The sequence below is a fragment of the Leptospira perolatii genome (genome assembly GCF_002811875.1).
In the GTDB taxonomy this organism is placed as follows: Bacteria; Spirochaetota; Leptospiria; order Leptospirales; family Leptospiraceae; genus Leptospira_B; species Leptospira_B perolatii.
Genome location: NZ_NPDZ01000014.1, coordinates 22,497 through 39,829, shown reverse-complemented (window position 1 = coordinate 39,829; position 17,333 = coordinate 22,497). Strand labels below are relative to the sequence as shown.

The 17,333-nt window shown below is 42.7% G+C and carries 14 protein-coding genes and 1 tRNA gene; 6 read left to right on the top strand and 9 right to left on the bottom strand.

Annotation, left to right across the window (positions count from 1 at the left end; translation table 11 throughout):
• Window positions 1-30 precede the first annotated feature (30 nt).
• On the top strand, window positions 31-882 hold the full coding sequence (locus CH373_RS16360; protein WP_100714081.1) for a flagellin N-terminal helical domain-containing protein: 852 nt from the start codon (window positions 31-33) through the stop codon (window positions 880-882).
• A 97-nt stretch (window positions 883-979) separates the two neighbouring features.
• On the opposite strand, the gene CH373_RS16355 is transcribed toward CH373_RS16360, so the two are convergent.
• Complete coding sequence (locus CH373_RS16355) at window positions 980-1,288, bottom strand: hypothetical protein (protein WP_100714080.1); 309 nt, start codon at window positions 1,286-1,288, stop codon at window positions 980-982.
• 105 nt (window positions 1,289-1,393) lie between these two features.
• The gene (locus CH373_RS16350; protein WP_243393448.1) at window positions 1,394-2,488 is read right to left on the bottom strand and encodes a CehA/McbA family metallohydrolase domain-containing protein; all 1,095 of its coding nucleotides are present in this window, start codon (window positions 2,486-2,488) and stop codon (window positions 1,394-1,396) included.
• Window positions 2,489-2,722: 234 nt separating this feature from the next.
• On the opposite strand from CH373_RS16350, the gene CH373_RS16345 reads away from it, so the two are divergent.
• Window positions 2,723-3,667: a glycosyltransferase family 2 protein gene (locus CH373_RS16345; protein ID WP_100714078.1), complete on the top strand. Its 945-nt coding sequence runs from the start codon at window positions 2,723-2,725 to the stop codon at window positions 3,665-3,667.
• Between the two features lie 87 nt (window positions 3,668-3,754).
• Here CH373_RS16345 and CH373_RS16340 read toward each other — a convergent pair whose 3' ends face one another.
• Window positions 3,755-5,419: an ArnT family glycosyltransferase gene (locus CH373_RS16340; protein ID WP_243393447.1), complete on the bottom strand. Its 1,665-nt coding sequence runs from the start codon at window positions 5,417-5,419 to the stop codon at window positions 3,755-3,757.
• Between the two features lie 319 nt (window positions 5,420-5,738).
• On the bottom strand, window positions 5,739-6,587 hold the full coding sequence (locus tag CH373_RS16335; protein WP_100714077.1) for a flagellin N-terminal helical domain-containing protein: 849 nt from the start codon (window positions 6,585-6,587) through the stop codon (window positions 5,739-5,741).
• Window positions 6,588-6,841: 254 nt separating this feature from the next.
• Here CH373_RS16335 and ispH point away from each other — a divergent pair, with 254 nt between their 5' ends.
• Both ispH and CH373_RS16320 read left to right on the top strand, forming a co-directional pair.
• Window positions 6,842-7,780 (top strand): 4-hydroxy-3-methylbut-2-enyl diphosphate reductase, encoded by a 939-nt coding sequence (ispH, locus tag CH373_RS16325; protein ID WP_100714075.1) that lies wholly within the window; start codon window positions 6,842-6,844, stop codon window positions 7,778-7,780.
• 292 nt (window positions 7,781-8,072) lie between these two features.
• Window positions 8,073-8,432, top strand: coding sequence for an STAS domain-containing protein (locus CH373_RS16320; protein ID WP_100714074.1), 360 nt, complete (start codon window positions 8,073-8,075; stop codon window positions 8,430-8,432).
• An 83-nt stretch (window positions 8,433-8,515) separates the two neighbouring features.
• Here the strand turns inward: CH373_RS16320 and CH373_RS16315 are convergent, their stop codons facing one another.
• The 5 genes from CH373_RS16315 to CH373_RS16295 form a co-directional block, all read right to left on the bottom strand.
• A complete protein-coding gene (locus CH373_RS16315) occupies window positions 8,516-11,260 on the bottom strand; it encodes an ATP-binding protein (protein WP_100714073.1) in 2,745 nt (914 codons plus the stop codon).
• Window positions 11,261-11,265: 5 nt separating this feature from the next.
• Entirely contained in the window at window positions 11,266-12,918 is a 1,653-nt protein-coding gene (locus tag CH373_RS16310; protein WP_100714072.1) for an acyl-CoA carboxylase subunit beta, read from the bottom strand.
• Between the two features lie 120 nt (window positions 12,919-13,038).
• Window positions 13,039-13,368, bottom strand: a complete 330-nt coding sequence (locus CH373_RS16305) for an STAS domain-containing protein (protein ID WP_100714071.1) — start codon at window positions 13,366-13,368, stop codon at window positions 13,039-13,041.
• Between the two features lie 17 nt (window positions 13,369-13,385).
• Window positions 13,386-16,058: a SpoIIE family protein phosphatase gene (locus CH373_RS16300; RefSeq protein WP_423789820.1), complete on the bottom strand. Its 2,673-nt coding sequence runs from the start codon at window positions 16,056-16,058 to the stop codon at window positions 13,386-13,388.
• A gap of 96 nt (window positions 16,059-16,154) precedes the next feature.
• Window positions 16,155-16,463 (bottom strand): hypothetical protein, encoded by a 309-nt coding sequence (locus CH373_RS16295; RefSeq protein WP_100714069.1) that lies wholly within the window; start codon window positions 16,461-16,463, stop codon window positions 16,155-16,157.
• Between the two features lie 65 nt (window positions 16,464-16,528).
• On the opposite strand from CH373_RS16295, the gene CH373_RS16290 reads away from it, so the two are divergent.
• Together CH373_RS16290 and CH373_RS16285 are read left to right on the top strand one after the other, a co-directional pair.
• Window positions 16,529-16,601 (top strand) — tRNA-Ala (locus CH373_RS16290).
• Window positions 16,602-16,666: 65 nt separating this feature from the next.
• Complete coding sequence (locus tag CH373_RS16285; protein WP_100714068.1) at window positions 16,667-17,332, top strand: hypothetical protein; 666 nt, start codon at window positions 16,667-16,669, stop codon at window positions 17,330-17,332.
• The last annotated feature ends 1 nt before the right edge of the window (window position 17,333 follow it).

Below are 17,333 nucleotides of genomic sequence, written 5' to 3'. Positions count from 1 at the left end.
AACCTCACTACACACAGGGAGGTTGTGTCTATGATTATCAATCACAACATCAGCGCTCTTCGTACGAACAACGTATTGAAGACAGTTAATAAAGAATTAGACAAAACTATGGAAAAGCTCTCCACCGGGATGCGAATCAATCGCGCCGGTGATGATGCATTAGGTTTCGCGGTCTCCGAAAGAATGAGGACCCAGATTCGTGGGTTGGCTCAAGCTGAGAGAAACGTAATGGATGGAGTTTCTTTTATCCAAGTTACCGAAGGAAATTTGGAACAAGTAAACAATATCCTGCAACGCTTGAGAGAACTCTCGATCCAAACTTCAAACGGGATTTATTCGGACGACGACAGAAAACTAGTGCAGCTAGAAGTGGACCAGTTGATCGACGAGGTGGACCGACTAGGAAAAACCGCGGAGTTCAATAAGATTCGCCCTCTGAGTGGAGCGTATTCTAAGGAATCCAAGAATCCAGTACAACTGCATGTGGGACCAAACCAGAACGAAAAGTTAGAGATCTTTGTGGATGCAATGAATGCATCGGCTTTGAAGCTGGAGACAAATGGAAAGAAACAAACTCTTTCTACTCCTGCGTCTTCCAACACGATGATCGGAATTCTGGACAACGCGATCCAAAGGGTAAACAAACAAAGATCTGATCTTGGTGCGTACTATAATCGCTTGGAGATTACCGCAGAAGGTTTACAAGCCAACTATGTAAACATGGTATCTGCAGAAAGCCGGGTGAGGGACGCGGACATGGCAGAGTACATCGTGGACTTTACAAAGAACCAAATTCTTACTAAAAGTGGAGTCGCTATGCTGGCTCAAGCGAACATGAGGCCAGAACAAGTCGTGAAGCTTTTGAGTGAGAGGTTTGGTTAAACTAAATCTCTTTACTCTGAAAATAGTTTCAGAAACAAAAAGACCCGTCAATCAGGCGGGTCTTTTTGTTTAGAAATGAAAAGTGAATGTTAGTAGATTAATACTTAGCTGCCTGCGCTTCGTACTTTTCTGCTTCTTGAACGCAATGATCAGCTAATTTTTTGTATTTCTTTTTCTCTTCATCTTGAGCATTCGATTTTCCACCGGTTCCATGAGCAGCCATTGCCTTATAGCGCTCAGCTAGGTCTCTGTGGTCTTTCGCTTTTTTGATGAAGAATTCTTTAGCAATCTTCTTTAATTCGGGTGTAGTTGCTTCTTTCATAAGCAGCTCATCGGTTTCGCTAAATGCAAGCAAGCAAGCGGGCAACAGTGAAAGGTACAGTATTATGGTGAATATCTTTTTCATTCAGTGACTCCTAAGGAAATGAAGGCCATATTATTAAACGAAGTGGACAAATTGTCAATTTGATTTAAATCAAGTTAGAAAGGATTCATAGCTGTCTGATTAGATTCACTTCGGATAGAAGGGATTGCTCAAAACAACAGCAGTCGGAAAGTAGGCCTGGATTCTCACGAAAGTATCATCATTTCTGAATTCGTAATTACCTTCTCTTACTCCAGAGAGCCTTTGCAAGATCACTCCATTGGCTCCAATAAAGTCCACTTGCATTGCTAGATCACCGAACGAAAAGTATACGATCTTTTTATCCTTAATCCCAAAACTTCCAAGAACAGGATCTTCCAACGACCTTTCCATCTTTCGAACACAGGCATAATTTCCAGACTTTAAAGCGCGAACTACATCCTCTGTTTCCAGTGAATCGGTATTCAAAAGAATGAACCTAGTAAGCGACTCTCCTTCTTGCCCATACAGGAGAGAAGTAAGTTGCTGAAAGCTAGGCAATCCTGCCCTTTGAATTTTACGAAACTCTTCTTTTGGTAAGTAGTGTAAATCGTCACTGGCCATACAAAAGGAAGGAAGTCCGGCGCTCAGCAGTCGATCCCAGAATGCGGGTATATCTCCGAATGGAGAGAATACTTCGATGGCGTCATACCCCGAAAGTTTTTGTACAATTTCCAAGGGAAAACTTTCGTTCAATTGAGGATGATTGATTGTGATAAAGTTTCCCAGTTTTTGTTGTCGATCGATTTCCCACTGTACATTTTCGGGATTCGCATATAAAGGAAAGAAATCGTGATCCGGGGTCTCGGTACCCAGGATCATTAAGTGTCTTTTTCTAAAATTCCTGCCCCATTCGTAACCAGGAAGCTGGGCAATGACCTTTTCCTTGGATTTTGTAACAGTTTCGTAGTCAGTAAAACCGATGAGCTTGTATCCAAATTTAGAATATACCTTTTGGATTTCTTCTGGAGTGTTTCTTCCGGGAGTGAACCATGCGGCATCCGTATGAATATGCAAGGCAGCTTTCACCCATTTCAGTTTTGTAGAAGATTCGTACGGATTGTATATTCGGTTTTTTTGTATAGAACCATCAGATTGATTAGAAGCCAGATCTGACCTGAGAAAGATTAAGGTCCAGATATTAAATGAAACAAGTAGAGCAAAAAGCCCCCCGGTAAAATATATAAGCCTCTTAAGCCACACTTTCATCTCGTTCTACCAAAGTTTCATTTCTGTCGAATCACGAAACAACTTCATTTTGATTACAGCGTTTATGAAGGAAGTTTGGGATCGAGTAAATTTAAAGTCCTAATTACAAAAAATAAAAGATTCTTGCAGATAATTCGACTCCCGGCTTTTGGTGATCGTTAGAAGATAAAATATTTTTTTCACTCTTTACAATTATTACAAAAATGTGAATTGCTCACGTGAGTTTATATGAAAGACAAGAAGATCGCTGTTATCCTACCAGCTTATAATGAAGAATCTACATTAGAGGACACGATAGCCGCTTTTGGTAAAGAGTTACCCAAAGCGGAATTCCTGATCATAGACAATAATTCCAGTGATCATACAAAGCGGATCGGTCTGGAATCTATTCAAAAGCACTCTGTCCAAGGCAGGGTGATTACTGAATACAGGCAGGGAAAGGCAAATGCAGTTCGCAGGGCATTTGCCGAGCTTGATGCGGATTTATACATTCTTTCTGACGCTGATACTACTTACCCAGCTAGTGAAGTTCACAATTTGATTGAGATGTTGGAGAAGGAATCTTTGGATATGGTTGTGGGCGATCGCCTGAGCCAAGGAATCTACGGGAAGGAAAACAAAAGACTGCTCCATTCTACCGGGAATAATCTCGTAAAGAAACTGATCAACTTTCTATTCGATGTAAAACTTAGAGATGTGCTTAGCGGTTATAGAGTCTTTTCTCGCAAATTCGTAAAAAATTATCCTGTACTATCTTCTGGATTTGAACTAGAAATAGAGATGACCTTGCATGCTCTTGATAAGAGATTTTTGATTCGAGAAATTCCGATTTCTTACAAGGACAGGCCTGCTGGTAGTTTTTCTAAACTGAGAACTCTTAGAGATGGGTACAGAGTCCTAAATACTATATTCTGGATTTTTAAAGATTACAAGCCTATGCATTTTTTCGGATTTCTTTCTGGTTTGGCCTTTGTCGCTTCCATTCTTTCCGGAATCCCGTCTATTTTAGATTACATACAGTATAGATACGTGTATCACGTGCCTTTAGCAGTGCTGGCGGTAGGTCTTATGGTTGTTTCTATATTATGCTTTTCTATAGGATTAATTCTGCACACTGTAGCAAAGATACAAAGGTTTAACTTTGAGTTGCAGCTTCTAAAAGAGAAGTTCTAATTCAGCTACTATAGAGCAGGTTCTTCAGGAAATGCTAATAGACTAAAAATATTGTCTAAATAGAGAAAACTGGACGCAAATTAAACTTCAGTCCACCCTTAATAGAATCAGATCCCCTTCTTGTGAGATCGTTTCGAATTTTCGATTTGGATAGATTAATTGTAGCTCTAACAAACTGTTTCGGTTACAGAGGATAAATGTATTTTCGAGTTCTCTTTTTTTCAAAAGTTCTGATTCGTCTTGGAACTTATAGCTTCCTATAATATGAATTTTTTCTTTCCGGTAGAACATCGGATAAAAGGACAAATATTTGTAAAATATAACCTTCCCATTTTGAGAAATGGCAGTATCAAATAATCGTAATGTTTTGCTCTGAAGCAAGTCTATGATTTTGGGCACTGCCGTCACTGACAGAGATACGAGGAAAATCTGAAGGACTGCCCAGGTTGGTAAGATAAACCTTGTGACTAGATCGCTTTTCTTGGTTTTTACAAATAGAATGCAGACAAGTGAAATCCCGACTCCTAACAAAATACCCGGAATCGAATCATAGAAGTTAAAGTGCGGAAAGTTCCCTGTAAAATCAGGAATCGATTGGTGCAAATATCCTGCGAAAAACGGAATCGAAGCAAAGAGGCCCCCGATAACAATTGCCCCCAATGAAAGTGCAAATCGAAGTTTTCTTTCTTGTAGGAACTCTTCTCCGAAACGATACACAAGAATTGCCGTGAAAAACGAAAGAGGAAAGTAAACCGAGGCAGAATAATGTGGAAGTTTGGTTTGCACAAACGAAAAAACCAAGAATACAAAGGCAGCCCATGTGGCCATGCCGAAGGCTAACCTCTGTGCTGGATTTTTTGTCCCCTCCTCTGTTCCAATCTCGAAGATTTTTGATCTAACTTGTTTGCTAAAATAATAAACTAAGAACGGAGTCCAGGGAAAAAATCCAAAAATGACTACAATCAAGTGATAAAACCAAGGACCCGTATGTGATTCCAAAGATTTGGTCAGTAGTTTATTCTGGAAATCGATGAATCCAAGAAGGAACTCCTTCCCGTACAGCAAATAATTTGTGAGATAGTAAATAGAGACAAAGCTTAGAAAGGAAATGGCGAACAGTAGAAGATCCACAATCGGAATCCGAAATCTTTTTCCAAGTAACCTCATTCCGAACACCGAAATAACAGGCATCACTAGGCCAAGAGGCCCTTTGGCGAGTACTGCCAGTGCAGTGAAGAATCCAGCGGCAACTAACCATCTTCTGGCCTCCTTCCCTCCTTCCGGGAATTCGAAATCATATTCAAAGAGAGATAAAAAACCTAATAGTATGAAAGTATTGAATAAGTGATCGATATAAGCGGTCCTCGCGAGAACCAAAGGCAGCAATGAAGAGGAATAGATTAGCGCCCAGATCAAACCGAATTTGAGGCCAAAATGCTTTTTTCCAAAAAGGACCAATGCTGCAAACGAAATGACAGCGCTTAGAACGGAGGGAATCCTAGTAGCGAATTCATTGATTCCGAAAATTTCGTAGGCCAAATTCGCCAGCCAAAAGTAGAGAGGAGGTTTTTCTATAAACAACTGACCGTTGACAGTAGTACGGAAATAATTTCCCGAAAAGAACATTTCTTTAGATGCGGTTCCGTAGATATTTTCATCCCAGTCGATCAATGGAAATGCTCCCAGACCAAGCAACAGAAAAGCAGAGTATATTATAATAAGTAGATATGCTTTTTTAGAATTCTGTAGCACTTCAATCTCCGGACCATGAATTAAAAAATATATTGCATCGTTAGGCTCTCGAAGATGCTCCTGACGATTCAAGGATTAATTGACCAATGTAAAACGGAGTGATTTAGAAAAAGCGAAATTGCTCACTGAAGATTACAATCTGGATAAATTTCGGAAGAAAAAAAAGCCTAAAAGTTCTGGAGAACCTTAGGCTTCAGAGTCGTACGGCGATTTATAATAAATATAAATCCTTCAGTTCCCGTCGAAAGAACCTACATTCGCGTTGCAATACTCCCCTTACCGATTCCAAAATTTAGGAATCGGTAAGGATGCTAAGAAATTACTTCAATAGCTGGAGTACTGTTTGCGGCTTCATGTTCGCCTGAGCGAGCATCGCGGTAGCCGCTTGAGTCAGGATTTGATACCTGGTAAAGCTGGTCATTTGCTCAGCCATATCGGTATCTCTAATTCTGGACTCAGCTGCTTGGATGTTCTCATAAGCGTTCATGAGACCCTTAGCGGCGTGTTCCAATCGGTTGTAGTAAGCACCTAGATCCGCTCTCTGTTTAGAGATGATTCTAAGCGCGTCATCGGCAAGCCCGATTACAGAGTTTGCCTTTCCCGCCGTAGAGAGGGAGATGAATGTCAAAACGGTTGGATTCCGCAATCCCAAGGATGCGGTATTCATTGTCTCGATGTACACTCTTTCTCTCTGGTGCATGTTTGCACCCATGTGGAACCACATACTTGCAGTTGGATTCAAACGAGCGAAAGCACCAGTAAGTAGTTTCATCTTGTTGAATTCAGCCTGAGAAGCGATTCGATCGATCTCGTCGACCAGCTGAGAAACCTCAACTTGAATCTGCTGGCGGTCTTCCTCGGTGTAGATACCGTTTGCGGCTTGTACAGCGAGAACGCGGATCCTTTGTACAACTTCATGGGTTTCTTGCAGATACCCTTCCGTTGTTTGGATCAACGACATACCGTCCTCAGTGTTCATCTCCGCTCTCCGCAATCCTCCGACCTGAGTTCTCATTTTCTCGGATACTGCTAGACCGGAAGCGTCATCACCGGCGCGATTGATTCGCATCCCTGACGATAGCTTCTCGATATCTCTGTTCATGCTTTCGCTATTGAACTTTAAAGTCCTATGAGCGAAAATGGCACTGATATTGTGGTTAATAATCATTCGGTTCCTCCTTGAATCCGAATCCCCCAAAAATTGGGGGCGTGATTTTCTTAGAGGTCTTCCTTGACCTCTTCACATTCAAAATCGGGAAGTTCGGAAAATAGGAAGAGATACTTTTTCAGAGAGAGATGGATAAAAGAAAGCTTCCCTCGGTGAGCGGATATGTCGCTTTTTATACCGGTAAATCGAAACGGATTTTCGGCCAAAAAAGGAATGCTAAAAAATCGAAACCCGCAGTTCCATACCAATAGAGCATGCTTCAGAAAATCTACCTGGCAAATCCCCGAGGCTTCTGTGCCGGCGTAAAATACGCAATTTCTTACGTAGAACAGGTACAAGCCCAAACTCCCGGGCAAATCTATGTCCGTAAGGAAATTGTTCACAATCGTCGCGTGGTAGAAGATATGAAGAAAAGAGGGATCAAGTTCATCAACGAACTGGATGAAGCCCCCGATGGTGCCACTGTGATCTTTTCAGCTCACGGTGTTTCTCCCTCAGTCGTGGAAAACGCAAAACAGAGAAACATGAAGATCGGAGACGCTACCTGCCCTCTGGTGACTCGTGTCCACCGTAAGGCTAGAAAGTACAAGGACTCCTACCAAATCATCTACATCGGTCACCAGGGACATGACGAAGCGATTGGAACCATGGGAGAAGCTAAAATGTTCCTCGTGGAATCCCCAGAAGACGTAGAAAAACTGGCAGGAGTCATCAAATCCGACGAACCGATCACCTACCTTATGCAGACCACACTTTCAGTGGCCGATACAAAGTTGATCGTGGAAAAGATAGCGGAAATGTTCCCTACGGTAGAACACCCCGCAAAAGACGATATTTGTTATGCGACTACCGAACGCCAAGAAGCGGTAGCTCAAATGATGGATGCAATCGATGCGATGCTAGTGATCGGAGCGGATAACAGCTCTAATTCTCTTCGTTTATTACAACTGGCACGCAAAAATAGGCTGAATTCTTTTAAAGTAACCTCGGCGGACGATCTGAGCAAAGAATATATAGAAGATCATAAAATTAGCATATTAGGAATTACTGCAGGCGCATCTACTCCCCAGATCCTTGTGGACGAGATTATCGGAAAGCTAATGCAGTTTTACCCAAATGCCAGTGTAGAGTTATTTCCAGGTTCAAGGGAGGACTCTATGAATTTTAAACTTCCTGCAAAGCTCCTTAGTTAGAAGACATATTTTAGCTTTTGCCGATTGAGCAAAACGCCTCTCCATTCGATTTCCATTAATAACTTTGAATATACGATTCGTTTTATGTCCCTCTCGGTGCTTCATTTCGAATTTTCCAGATTTTCCAGTGCTTTTTCCTCTTTCCGTTGACGAACCCAGGGATAATGTAGAATCTTTGTCAAATAGTTCCAGAATTGAGTCAAATGGACACAAATGGACTCAGAGTTGTCATGTTATCTGAATACCCGTGAAAAATAAAGTTTAGATAGAATGAAGAAGAGGCGAAGCGACTATGGAGATTCAAATTTTTAGTTTCACAAGTTCTAATGGAATTTCGAATACAGTAGCTTATAAAATTATTCTCGAGGGAGATGCGTCGGAATGCCTGAAATCGGAATGGAAGAGCGTACTCTCCTCAGTTCTGGCTAGTTCTCCTTCGCGGATTGAAATAGATCTAGCTAGCGTTCGAAAGGTAGATTCTTCTTTTATACAATCATTGATCGTTCTGAAAAAACAATCCTACAGAAAAGGCTGGAGCCTTGTCCTTTCCAACCACTCCCCTGCGCTTTTGGAGTATTTTAACCTATTCGGACTGATCGGGTATTTTCGGGACGTGATCAAACTTTCTAAGAACGAGTTGGCACCGTATTAGCTTCGAGTCACCGTATTCGCCCCGGGCCACAGATTCGCCTCGAGCCCACACCGCGGCTCGAGACTTCATTTCAAACTTTCTGTTTACAGTACGGAGCTAGTGATCTTATTTTTTCTTTCCTGAATTTCTTGTGGAGATTCCACTTTAATCACTTCGTCCGGAACGATCTTAAAGATAGGTTGTCCTTTCTGGATGATCTTTCCGTCACTATCCGGAAGCAGAGATTGTTTAATCGTACCGGAGAATGGAGCGGTAACCTTATTAAACATCTTCATTACTTCGACGATAAATAAAGGCTGCCCTACTTTGAAATGATCTCCTTCTTTTACCATCGGAGGTAAATCTGGGGACTCTTTCGAGTAGTACATTCCACCCATTGGAGCAACAATTTCATCCGAGCTTGCTTTTGGAGAAGGAGCCAGATTCTTGATCAAAGGATCTCTGGTTTCCGGTTTGCGATACACTTCCGGAATCACAGGCTCCAAGTTCTCGTCCATTGTTAGTTCATAAAACCCGGATTGGTTTCCTAGATTCGGAACGAGTTTCAGCATATCCAATCCGATCTGGAATCCAAGGTGGGCGCTTTTCGAAGCAGTCCATAATTTTTCATCAAAACCAGCTGGAGCCTTTGCTTGATTAAAGAAAGCATCCCACTCGCTAGATTCAGCTGTAATACCAGTTCTTTTTTCTAACTCTGCGTAGAATGCTAGCGCTGATTTCAGGATCTGATCGTCATGGTCCCAAATTTTTTCCGAAGGAGATTGGTGGGGTTCTCCTTCCATATTCAGGTAATAGTAAAGGTCGTTCAAAATGTGGATCGGGTTCTTGAGCCAAATCACATTTCCCTTTTCGACCTTCCATGAATGATTCAAATGGTAACCCAAGAACCCTGCGAGCAGATGCGCGTCTGAAAGCAGGTCTGCGAGAGGCCTAGTAATCAAAGTAAGTTTTCTAGATAAAACCTTGTGACCTGCCGCAGGGGTTTTCGCCATCGTTTTTCCCCAAGCTACTTCTAGATCTACATCTTTGGAAATTCCTTCGAGTGCTCCAACAGCCGCGAGATACGAAATCATGAAAGCAGTTGAAGGTTTGAACATTGGATCCTTTCCTAGAATCCAGTTAATCAATCCGTAATGTACAATTAGGTTGGTCTGAAGGTCTTGTCCTCTTAGTTCAGTTCTTCTTAGAATATTTCCTAGCCTACGAAGATTATCTTCACGGGACTCGCCATACGTGATCAATAGCGCAATATTGGAATCGTATGCTCCGGCGACTCGGTAGTGCACGAACAAACCAGTATCAGGATTTCGAATGGAAATTCCTTGGTCGTCTCTAATTTCTTCCGGAAGAGGTTTGGACCAATTTAGGATAATTCCTCCCGCGTGAGGTTGAATTGCTTTGTTGGTAGCATTGATACGCACTTCTGCACCGGAAACATGGCGAACCTGTCTTTCCGGCTTCGGCACTCTTTTTCCGTGAACCGAAATCAGGGCCATCGCTTCGATCAAGCTATCTAGAATAAAGAATTCGCTCTTGTTTTCCGGATTCACGAATTTCAGAGTATAAGCCATCTCTGTAACTCTGTGTTCTACCTGGATCCGAGTATTCATCTCCATGAAGAAGTGATTCGTTCCCTCTACAATCAATTCGAAGGTGGAGACGCTGTTCAGCTTTACTGCTTCTCCGAATCTCTCTGATTGTTCTTCCATCTCTTGGAGAACTTTCAGATCCGCTTTTAGAATTTCTGCCTTCTTAGGATTGGTTTTGCTGGCGTTTTCAATCTCTTCTTTGAGTAGCTCTTGGGTGAGAGAGATTTCTAACAATTTCTGCTCGTGCATTTGCACGGAGCAATCCCTACCGCCTAAAGCCAGAGACCATTCGCCATTTCCGATAAGTTGTATTTCGTTGTGGCGGGTTTTTTCGATATTCAACTCGATCAAAAAGTTTCTGTTAGAACCAGGAACAGTAACCTTGGATTCAGAAAGAATTTCTTGGACTGCGGCCTTGATGTCTGCTGGCTTGGAAACTACACGTTGCCCTTTTCCACCGCCACCGCCGACGTATTTGAATCTGATTCGATTGCTAGGAAATTTTTGCCAGATCTGAGTGCATTGGACTTCTGCTTCCGCCTGCAATTCTGGAATTGTAACTAGTTCTACAATTTTATCGTAACCTGCGTATAACAACTTTTCCGCGTTATCCGAAAGGCTTTTGGAAGAATCGTAGGTAAAGTTTAATCCTTTCTCCTTGGAAAGAGATTCTAACGCCTTTTGGTCCGGATGTTTCTTCAGCAAACAAAGAGCGGAGATGTTTTCCACTCCGGGAGTTACGGATACATTTAACTGGCGAGCGAGCTTTTTGGCCTCGTCCTTAGAGCCTGCTTGGTGAGCTACGTAAGATGCAGGTCCCATGAATGTGACCCCGCTCTTTTCGATCGCTTCGATAAACTCGGCGTCTTCGGCCATAAATCCGTAACCGGCAAAAATATGAGTGTAATGATTATCTTTTGCGATCGAGATGATCTGCTTGATTCTCGCCGCTTTTTCTTCCGCACCGGAACCCATATAATCAGGAACTCTATGAATATTCGAAGGGAATCTAAATCCTCTAAGTTCAGGAGCCAAGGACATCGGATACACTACCGAGTCTTTTTCGGAGAGTAAAATACCGTATTCCTTAATTCCGAGGAGATCAAAGATCTCCATCGCTTCTTTTCTAACTGGCCCGCGACAAACGATCAAACATTTGACTGATTCCAGAGAAAAAGATCTGATCCACGGCGAAGTAGATTCGTGAAACTTAATGCGTCTATTCTGATAATCGATCATGTTTATTATTCAAACTCCCTTTGAGGACCGGACATGGAATCCGGTTTGTAATGCTTGATTAGATAATCCAAGTTTTGGAATAGAATCTTGCGAGTGGTTCCAGGTAATACGATTCTGGAAACTGAACCCAAAGAGAGGGCCTCTTTCGGGTTCATCAGATCCTTTTCGTACTTTTGAGAAAGAGTCTGTAGCTTTTTATCTCTGTCGATTGCAGCTTCTCTTTCAGGAACCCCTTTCTTCAGTTTTTCTAGATATTCTTTTTGAATCGCTCCGATCTCGTCTTTATAGACGTAGTCCTTACCCGCGGAACCCATCACCGCGATTCTTGCGGTAGGAAGTGCAAACACCATGTTTGCTCCGGTATGGTAAGAGTTAAACGAAGCGTAAGCTCCGCCAAACGCATTACGAATGATTAATGTAATCCTTGGCGTTCTAAGGTCGATGATCGAATCGAGCATTTTGCGACCTTCTAAAACGATTCCTCCGTGTTCTTGTTCTTTTCCAGGAAGGAACCCGGTAGTGTCCTCAAGGAAGACCATCGGGATATTGTAGAGGTTACAGAATCGAATGAATCTGGTCGCTTTTCTTGCGGCGCCGATATCGATCTGACCAGAAGAAACCGCGGAATTATTCGCAACGAACCCGATCACATGACCACCTAATCTTCCGAATGCGGTGACGATATTTCTGGATCTTTGCGGTTGTAGCTCGAAATACTGTCCGTGGTCGCAAATGTTTTGCAGATATAGAGTGATATCGAACGGGGTGTTCATTCCGGTAGGAGAATTGAAGGTCTTCTTAAACAGAATTTCCTCTTCATAAATGAATCTGTCCGTAGGATCCGATGTAGGATGAAAAGGTGCAAGACTGTGGTTATTATTCGGAATATAGGATAATAAACGAAGTGCAGTTCTGAGAGATCCCAATTCGTCGTGAGTGGTCAGGTCCACTACCCCGCTATTTCCGTGTACTTTTGGTCCACCTAAATCATCCGCGGAGATATCCTCTCCCAAAACTGATTTTACGACTCCTGGTCCGGTCAGACCAAAAAACGTATTATCACATTGGATCATGAATGATCCTTGGCGAGGTAGATAAGATCCTCCACCGGCATTAAAACCGAACATCAACATAATGCTCGGAACCACACCGCTGATTTTTCGGAGTGCAGTAAATGCCTCCGAGTAACCGTCCAGACCGCCTACTCCAGCTGGAACATAGGCTCCAGCGGAGTCGTTCATTCCGATCAACGGAATCCCGTGTTCCCCCGCCATATAAATTAAACGGGCTAGCTTATTCCCGTTCGTTGCATCCATGGATCCGGCGCGAAGTGTAAAGTCGTGTCCGTAGACTGCTATGTCTCTGCCGCCTATGTTGAGAATTCCGGTGACTAAAGAAGCACCGTCTAAATTCTTTCCCCAGTTTTGGTATAGGATATTTGGTTCCGACTCTGTGAGTACTTTGATCCGTTCCCAGACAGTCATTCTGCTTTTAGAATGTTGTACTAGGATTCTATCTGTTCCTCCGCCTTGGAATGGTTTTCCAAGAAGGTCGGTTCCCATTGCTACCGCTTCCTCGTAGATTCCTTTGGGAGTCGTGGAATCGGGCGCTTCTTGACTTTGAAATGGATTTTCGATTGAGTATGATTGCTCAGACATACCTGGTCCTTAAGCTTGAGTTGCCGTTGCCCAGTTTTTACGGCCTAATTGCCTGGGAAAGCTTAATTTACAGGAATGATTTATGTACTTAAAGGCGGGAAAATTCGGGGAATCCTACTTTTACTTTAGCGCTGCCTCTAAGGTATCATAGATTTTAAACAAGGAATCCATATCTATGATTTCGAAAACTTTACGAACCGCAGGCTTTAACGCTGCCAATTTTAACTGAATATCCTTTTCTTTCGAAATTCTGAGAGATCCTACGATGACCCTGAGTCCAGCAGAAGATACAAATTCAACATTGGACATATCTAGGATAACGTTCGGTTCGGTAGATTTGCGTATATGGTCCATAAAGGCCGACTCGATACGATGGGTGTTATGTACATCCATGTTTCCGATCAAATGAATGATCCTGGAGTTGCCCTTAATTTCTACCGTAAGTTCCATGTGTAACCAACCGCCATTTAGCGAAAATATTTTCTAAGTGTCAGAATATTTTTATCCTCTTCTACCAGATACTCTACGGAATCCATCAGTTTTTCGATCAGGTAGACTCCAAAGCCGCCTTTTCGTTTTCCGGTAAGATTTTCTTCGATAGAAGGATTTTGGACCGAGGACCTGTCAAAACCTGTCCCCGAATCGGTTAATACAATGGTAATCGAGTCATCCGTAAAGCGGATTTTACAATCGAACTTTGGATTCCGCAGAATTGTATTTCTGTAACCGTGCATTACGATATTCGTCGCGGCTTCATCACAAGCAAGCAGTATATCGTCTCTTAAGGATTCTCCTAAATTTCTGACCTTGATCGTATCATAGATAAATTCTCTAAAAATAGGAATCTGAGAAGTATGTGCGTCAAAGGTTCTATAAAACTGAAAGTCGTCGTTGAACTTGAGTAGAAGTACGGTAAAGTCATCGAAAGGCTCTTTTCCACTGGAATAGTCTCTTAGGATTTCGAGAAGTTCGGATACGATTCTTTGGGAAGAATAGTGCCTTCTCTTTATGATTTCTTCGATCATCCTTTCTAGACCGAACTCCACTCCGTGAGAATCCTTTTCTTCTACGGCTCCATCCGTGTACAAAACTACGATGTCTCCGGGGCGCACCCTGAGTTTTCCACCTTTGTATTTTGCGGTAGGGATGACTCCTAGCGGGGGTCCGCTTCCCTTGATCAATTCGTACGAGCCATCTTCTTTGATCCAAACTTGGTCGTTGTGTCCCGCGGACGCATATTCTACCGTAAAGAGTGACGGGTTGTAGTGAACAAAGAATGCAGTGACGAACATCCCGAAATGGGAATCTTCAAAGATTAATTCGTTTCCTTGTCTGAGAATTTCTTCCGGAGATAGATCATGGTTTCTGGCTAAAGTACGGATGATAGAAGAGCTCATCGCCATAAATAAAGCAGCCGGAAGGCTCTTTCCGGAAACATCGGCGACTAAAAAGGAATACTGACCGTCGCTGTATTGGTAGTAATCATAAAAATCCCCGGAGACATCTCTTGCAGGTACGGACAAGATTCCCAGGTCAAAATTTGAAAGAAATACCTTCTCGGAAGGCAGAATATTCTGCTGTATCTTTCTAGTAATTTCGATCTCTTGCTGGATGGTCTTACTCATAATCATCTCAGTTCTGAGTCGAAACGCCTCAAATCCTTTTGTGATCTGAGAAGCCATCGTTTGCAGTAACCGGAAATCCGACTCCCTAAAGGATAGTTTGTCGTTTCGGTCCGCTACTGTCACAGCACCATACGGTTCTCCACTGGATAAAAAGAGCGGCACAATAATATAAGAGCCTTTCAGAAACTTTCTATCTATCGGATGTGGAAAAGGTTGGTCCAAGATATCCCTTTTTAATACAGGAAGACCCTCTTGGATGCACGCAAGGATTTGAGTTCCCTCCAATTCTTTATAAAGTACGCGATCTATACTCTCCTCTTCTCCAGTAAAGTACGCGCAATTGATATGATTGTCCTTGGTGAGACTAAAAAGGAATATTCCGGCGACTGTGGCGCCTAACTCCCGATGTACGATCCGAATTGTTTTACGTACTAGAGAAAGTCGATTCCTGGACTGAGTAACTGCCTGGGTGAGATCGAATAGTGATTCTAGTTCCGAGACTTTTTTCCGCAGATCTCGGTTTGCCATTTCAAGATTTTGTAATAAGCCAGTCTTTTGGATCGCCAAAGCCGAGGTCGCAGAAAAACTTAAGAAAAGTTCCAGGTCTGCCCCGGTAAAGGATTCCCTGTCCACTGTATTGATTGCCTCGATGACTCCTATGACTTCGTCGTTCGCCAAAAGCGGAGCCGCCATGATATTCCGCGTAGTGAATTTGGAGGCCTTGTCGACCTCTTTGTAAACCCTAGGATCGTTCTGGGCGTCGTTGATGATCATGGGCATTCTTTCCCTGGCGACCATTCCGGCAATTCCCTTGCCGATTGGGACTTTCATCTTGGTAACTGCTTCGCTCTTTTCTCCTAGTACTGTGTGGAAGTATAGATTCTCTTTGGACTCGTCTAACAGTAGTACGCTGCAGGCTTCTGCTCGAAACACGGATTTGGAAGAGAGCATGATCGCTTCGAGTAATTGGGAAAGATCTAGAGAAGAATTGATCAGTCCGGAGACTCGGATCACTTCGGTTAACAAAAAGTCGAATCTTTCTGATTGTCTTTTTGCTTGGGCGGCTTCTAAAACGAGCTGAGTCGTTGCTAGAAGAGAAAGAGTAACCAAGGAAGCTTCCCCGGAAAGATATGATTCTTTTAACAATCTCCCGATAGTTCTGCAAGTAGTTCTGAGTAGTTCGAAATCCGTTTTGGCAAATTTATCGGAAGTTTCTTTTCCTCTTAATACTAGAACCGCATAACATGTGTTTTTTGCAAAATTGCTATCTTCTACTTTCAGTCTGCACACGATCAAAGGTGTGTTCGTAGGAGATTCCGACCACGACAGTGGCATTCCGTTTTCTAGTAGAAGGTCTTGGCCTTCTAAGGAAAATGCCCAGTTTCCTGCTTCTCTCAATTTGTGGCTTTCTGATCCGGAAACCAGTCGAATTTCTCCGGATTCGGTTCTGGAGTATACTGCGCCTTCTTCGGCGTGAGTGAGAGCTAAAGATTCTCGTAGAAAACTCTCAAAGATCGCGGCGACGCCCTGCCCTTCTTCTAAATAAAGGGTTCCATCGGCTCCGCTTCTGAGTAGGGTCTCTTGTTTCTTTAGCTGGGTCAAGGTCGCGGATTAGCTCGACTGAAACTTCAAAGCTTCTTCACGAAGTTTTCTATTTGCGAGTTCTAATTCTTTAATTCGATTCATTGCTGCAATCAATTCTTCTCTAGACAAATTTGTCACGATAGAAGTTGCGTCAAAAGCTTCTTTTACATTCTTCAATTCTTGTCCTGAATACTGAATGATGGTTTCGTACATTCTAATAATTTCGTCGGCGTTCTCGAGTTCTTGCTCATTCAGTCTTAGGACTTTTTCGTAGCCCTTGATGATATCATTTTGGATCTTTACTTTTTTCTTTAGTTCCTCAACGGTTTCGCTCATCCAATCGCTCCTAACAATTCCGGATTGACAGCACGCCTTTCCGTGGAACCCTAGGATTCTCGAACGGGGACGTAGCTCAGTTGGGAGAGCATTTGAATGGCATTCAAAAGGTCGGGGGTTCGATTCCCCTCGTCTCCAGTTGCCTCCCACTCCTCAAATAGATAGTTTCTTTTTACCGACTCTGTCAATATCTTTTGGGAACCATGAAGAATAAGCGCTGGCGTTTTACGAGTTTTGGTCCTGCGAGCGGAGCCCTCGTACTTTGGATTCGGAAGGAACCCAGGAAATACTTTGATTTCGATTCTGCTTTCCTTGGAAAAAGAATTTTATTAGCCGAAAAGATTTCGGAAGAAGAGGAAGATTCCACCGAATTGATCCAGTGGATCCGCTTACAAAAGGGAAAAATTTCTATCGTAGCCGAAGGATTTTCAGCGAGAGAGGCATGGAAAATTGCCGGTGAAATTCCGAATTCGCTTTCTAATATTTTCTTAATTTTCCCAGAGCCTTTTCCCTTTGAGAGTTATCCTTTTACTTTGATCGAAAAGATAGATTGGTTTTTTAAGAATTTGGATCTTTTGCCTAGCTTTATTTTACATCCGTTTCGATTTGAAAGTACTTTAAGAAATCTAGATCGTTCTGGATTGTATGAAGCACAACTCTCAGTTCCTTTGGGAGTACTCGCACCGAGCGGTAGCGATTCTATTACGAACCAAGCTCTTACTTTATCCCATCTTTCTACCTGGACTGCAGTCTATAGATGGGAAACAAAAAACGATAAATACCTAGAACCGAGTTCAGAGAAGCTTGCGAAAATCTTGGAAGTATTTTGGAAATCTTGTGGGCAAAAAAAGTCCCGAAGAATGGATTAGA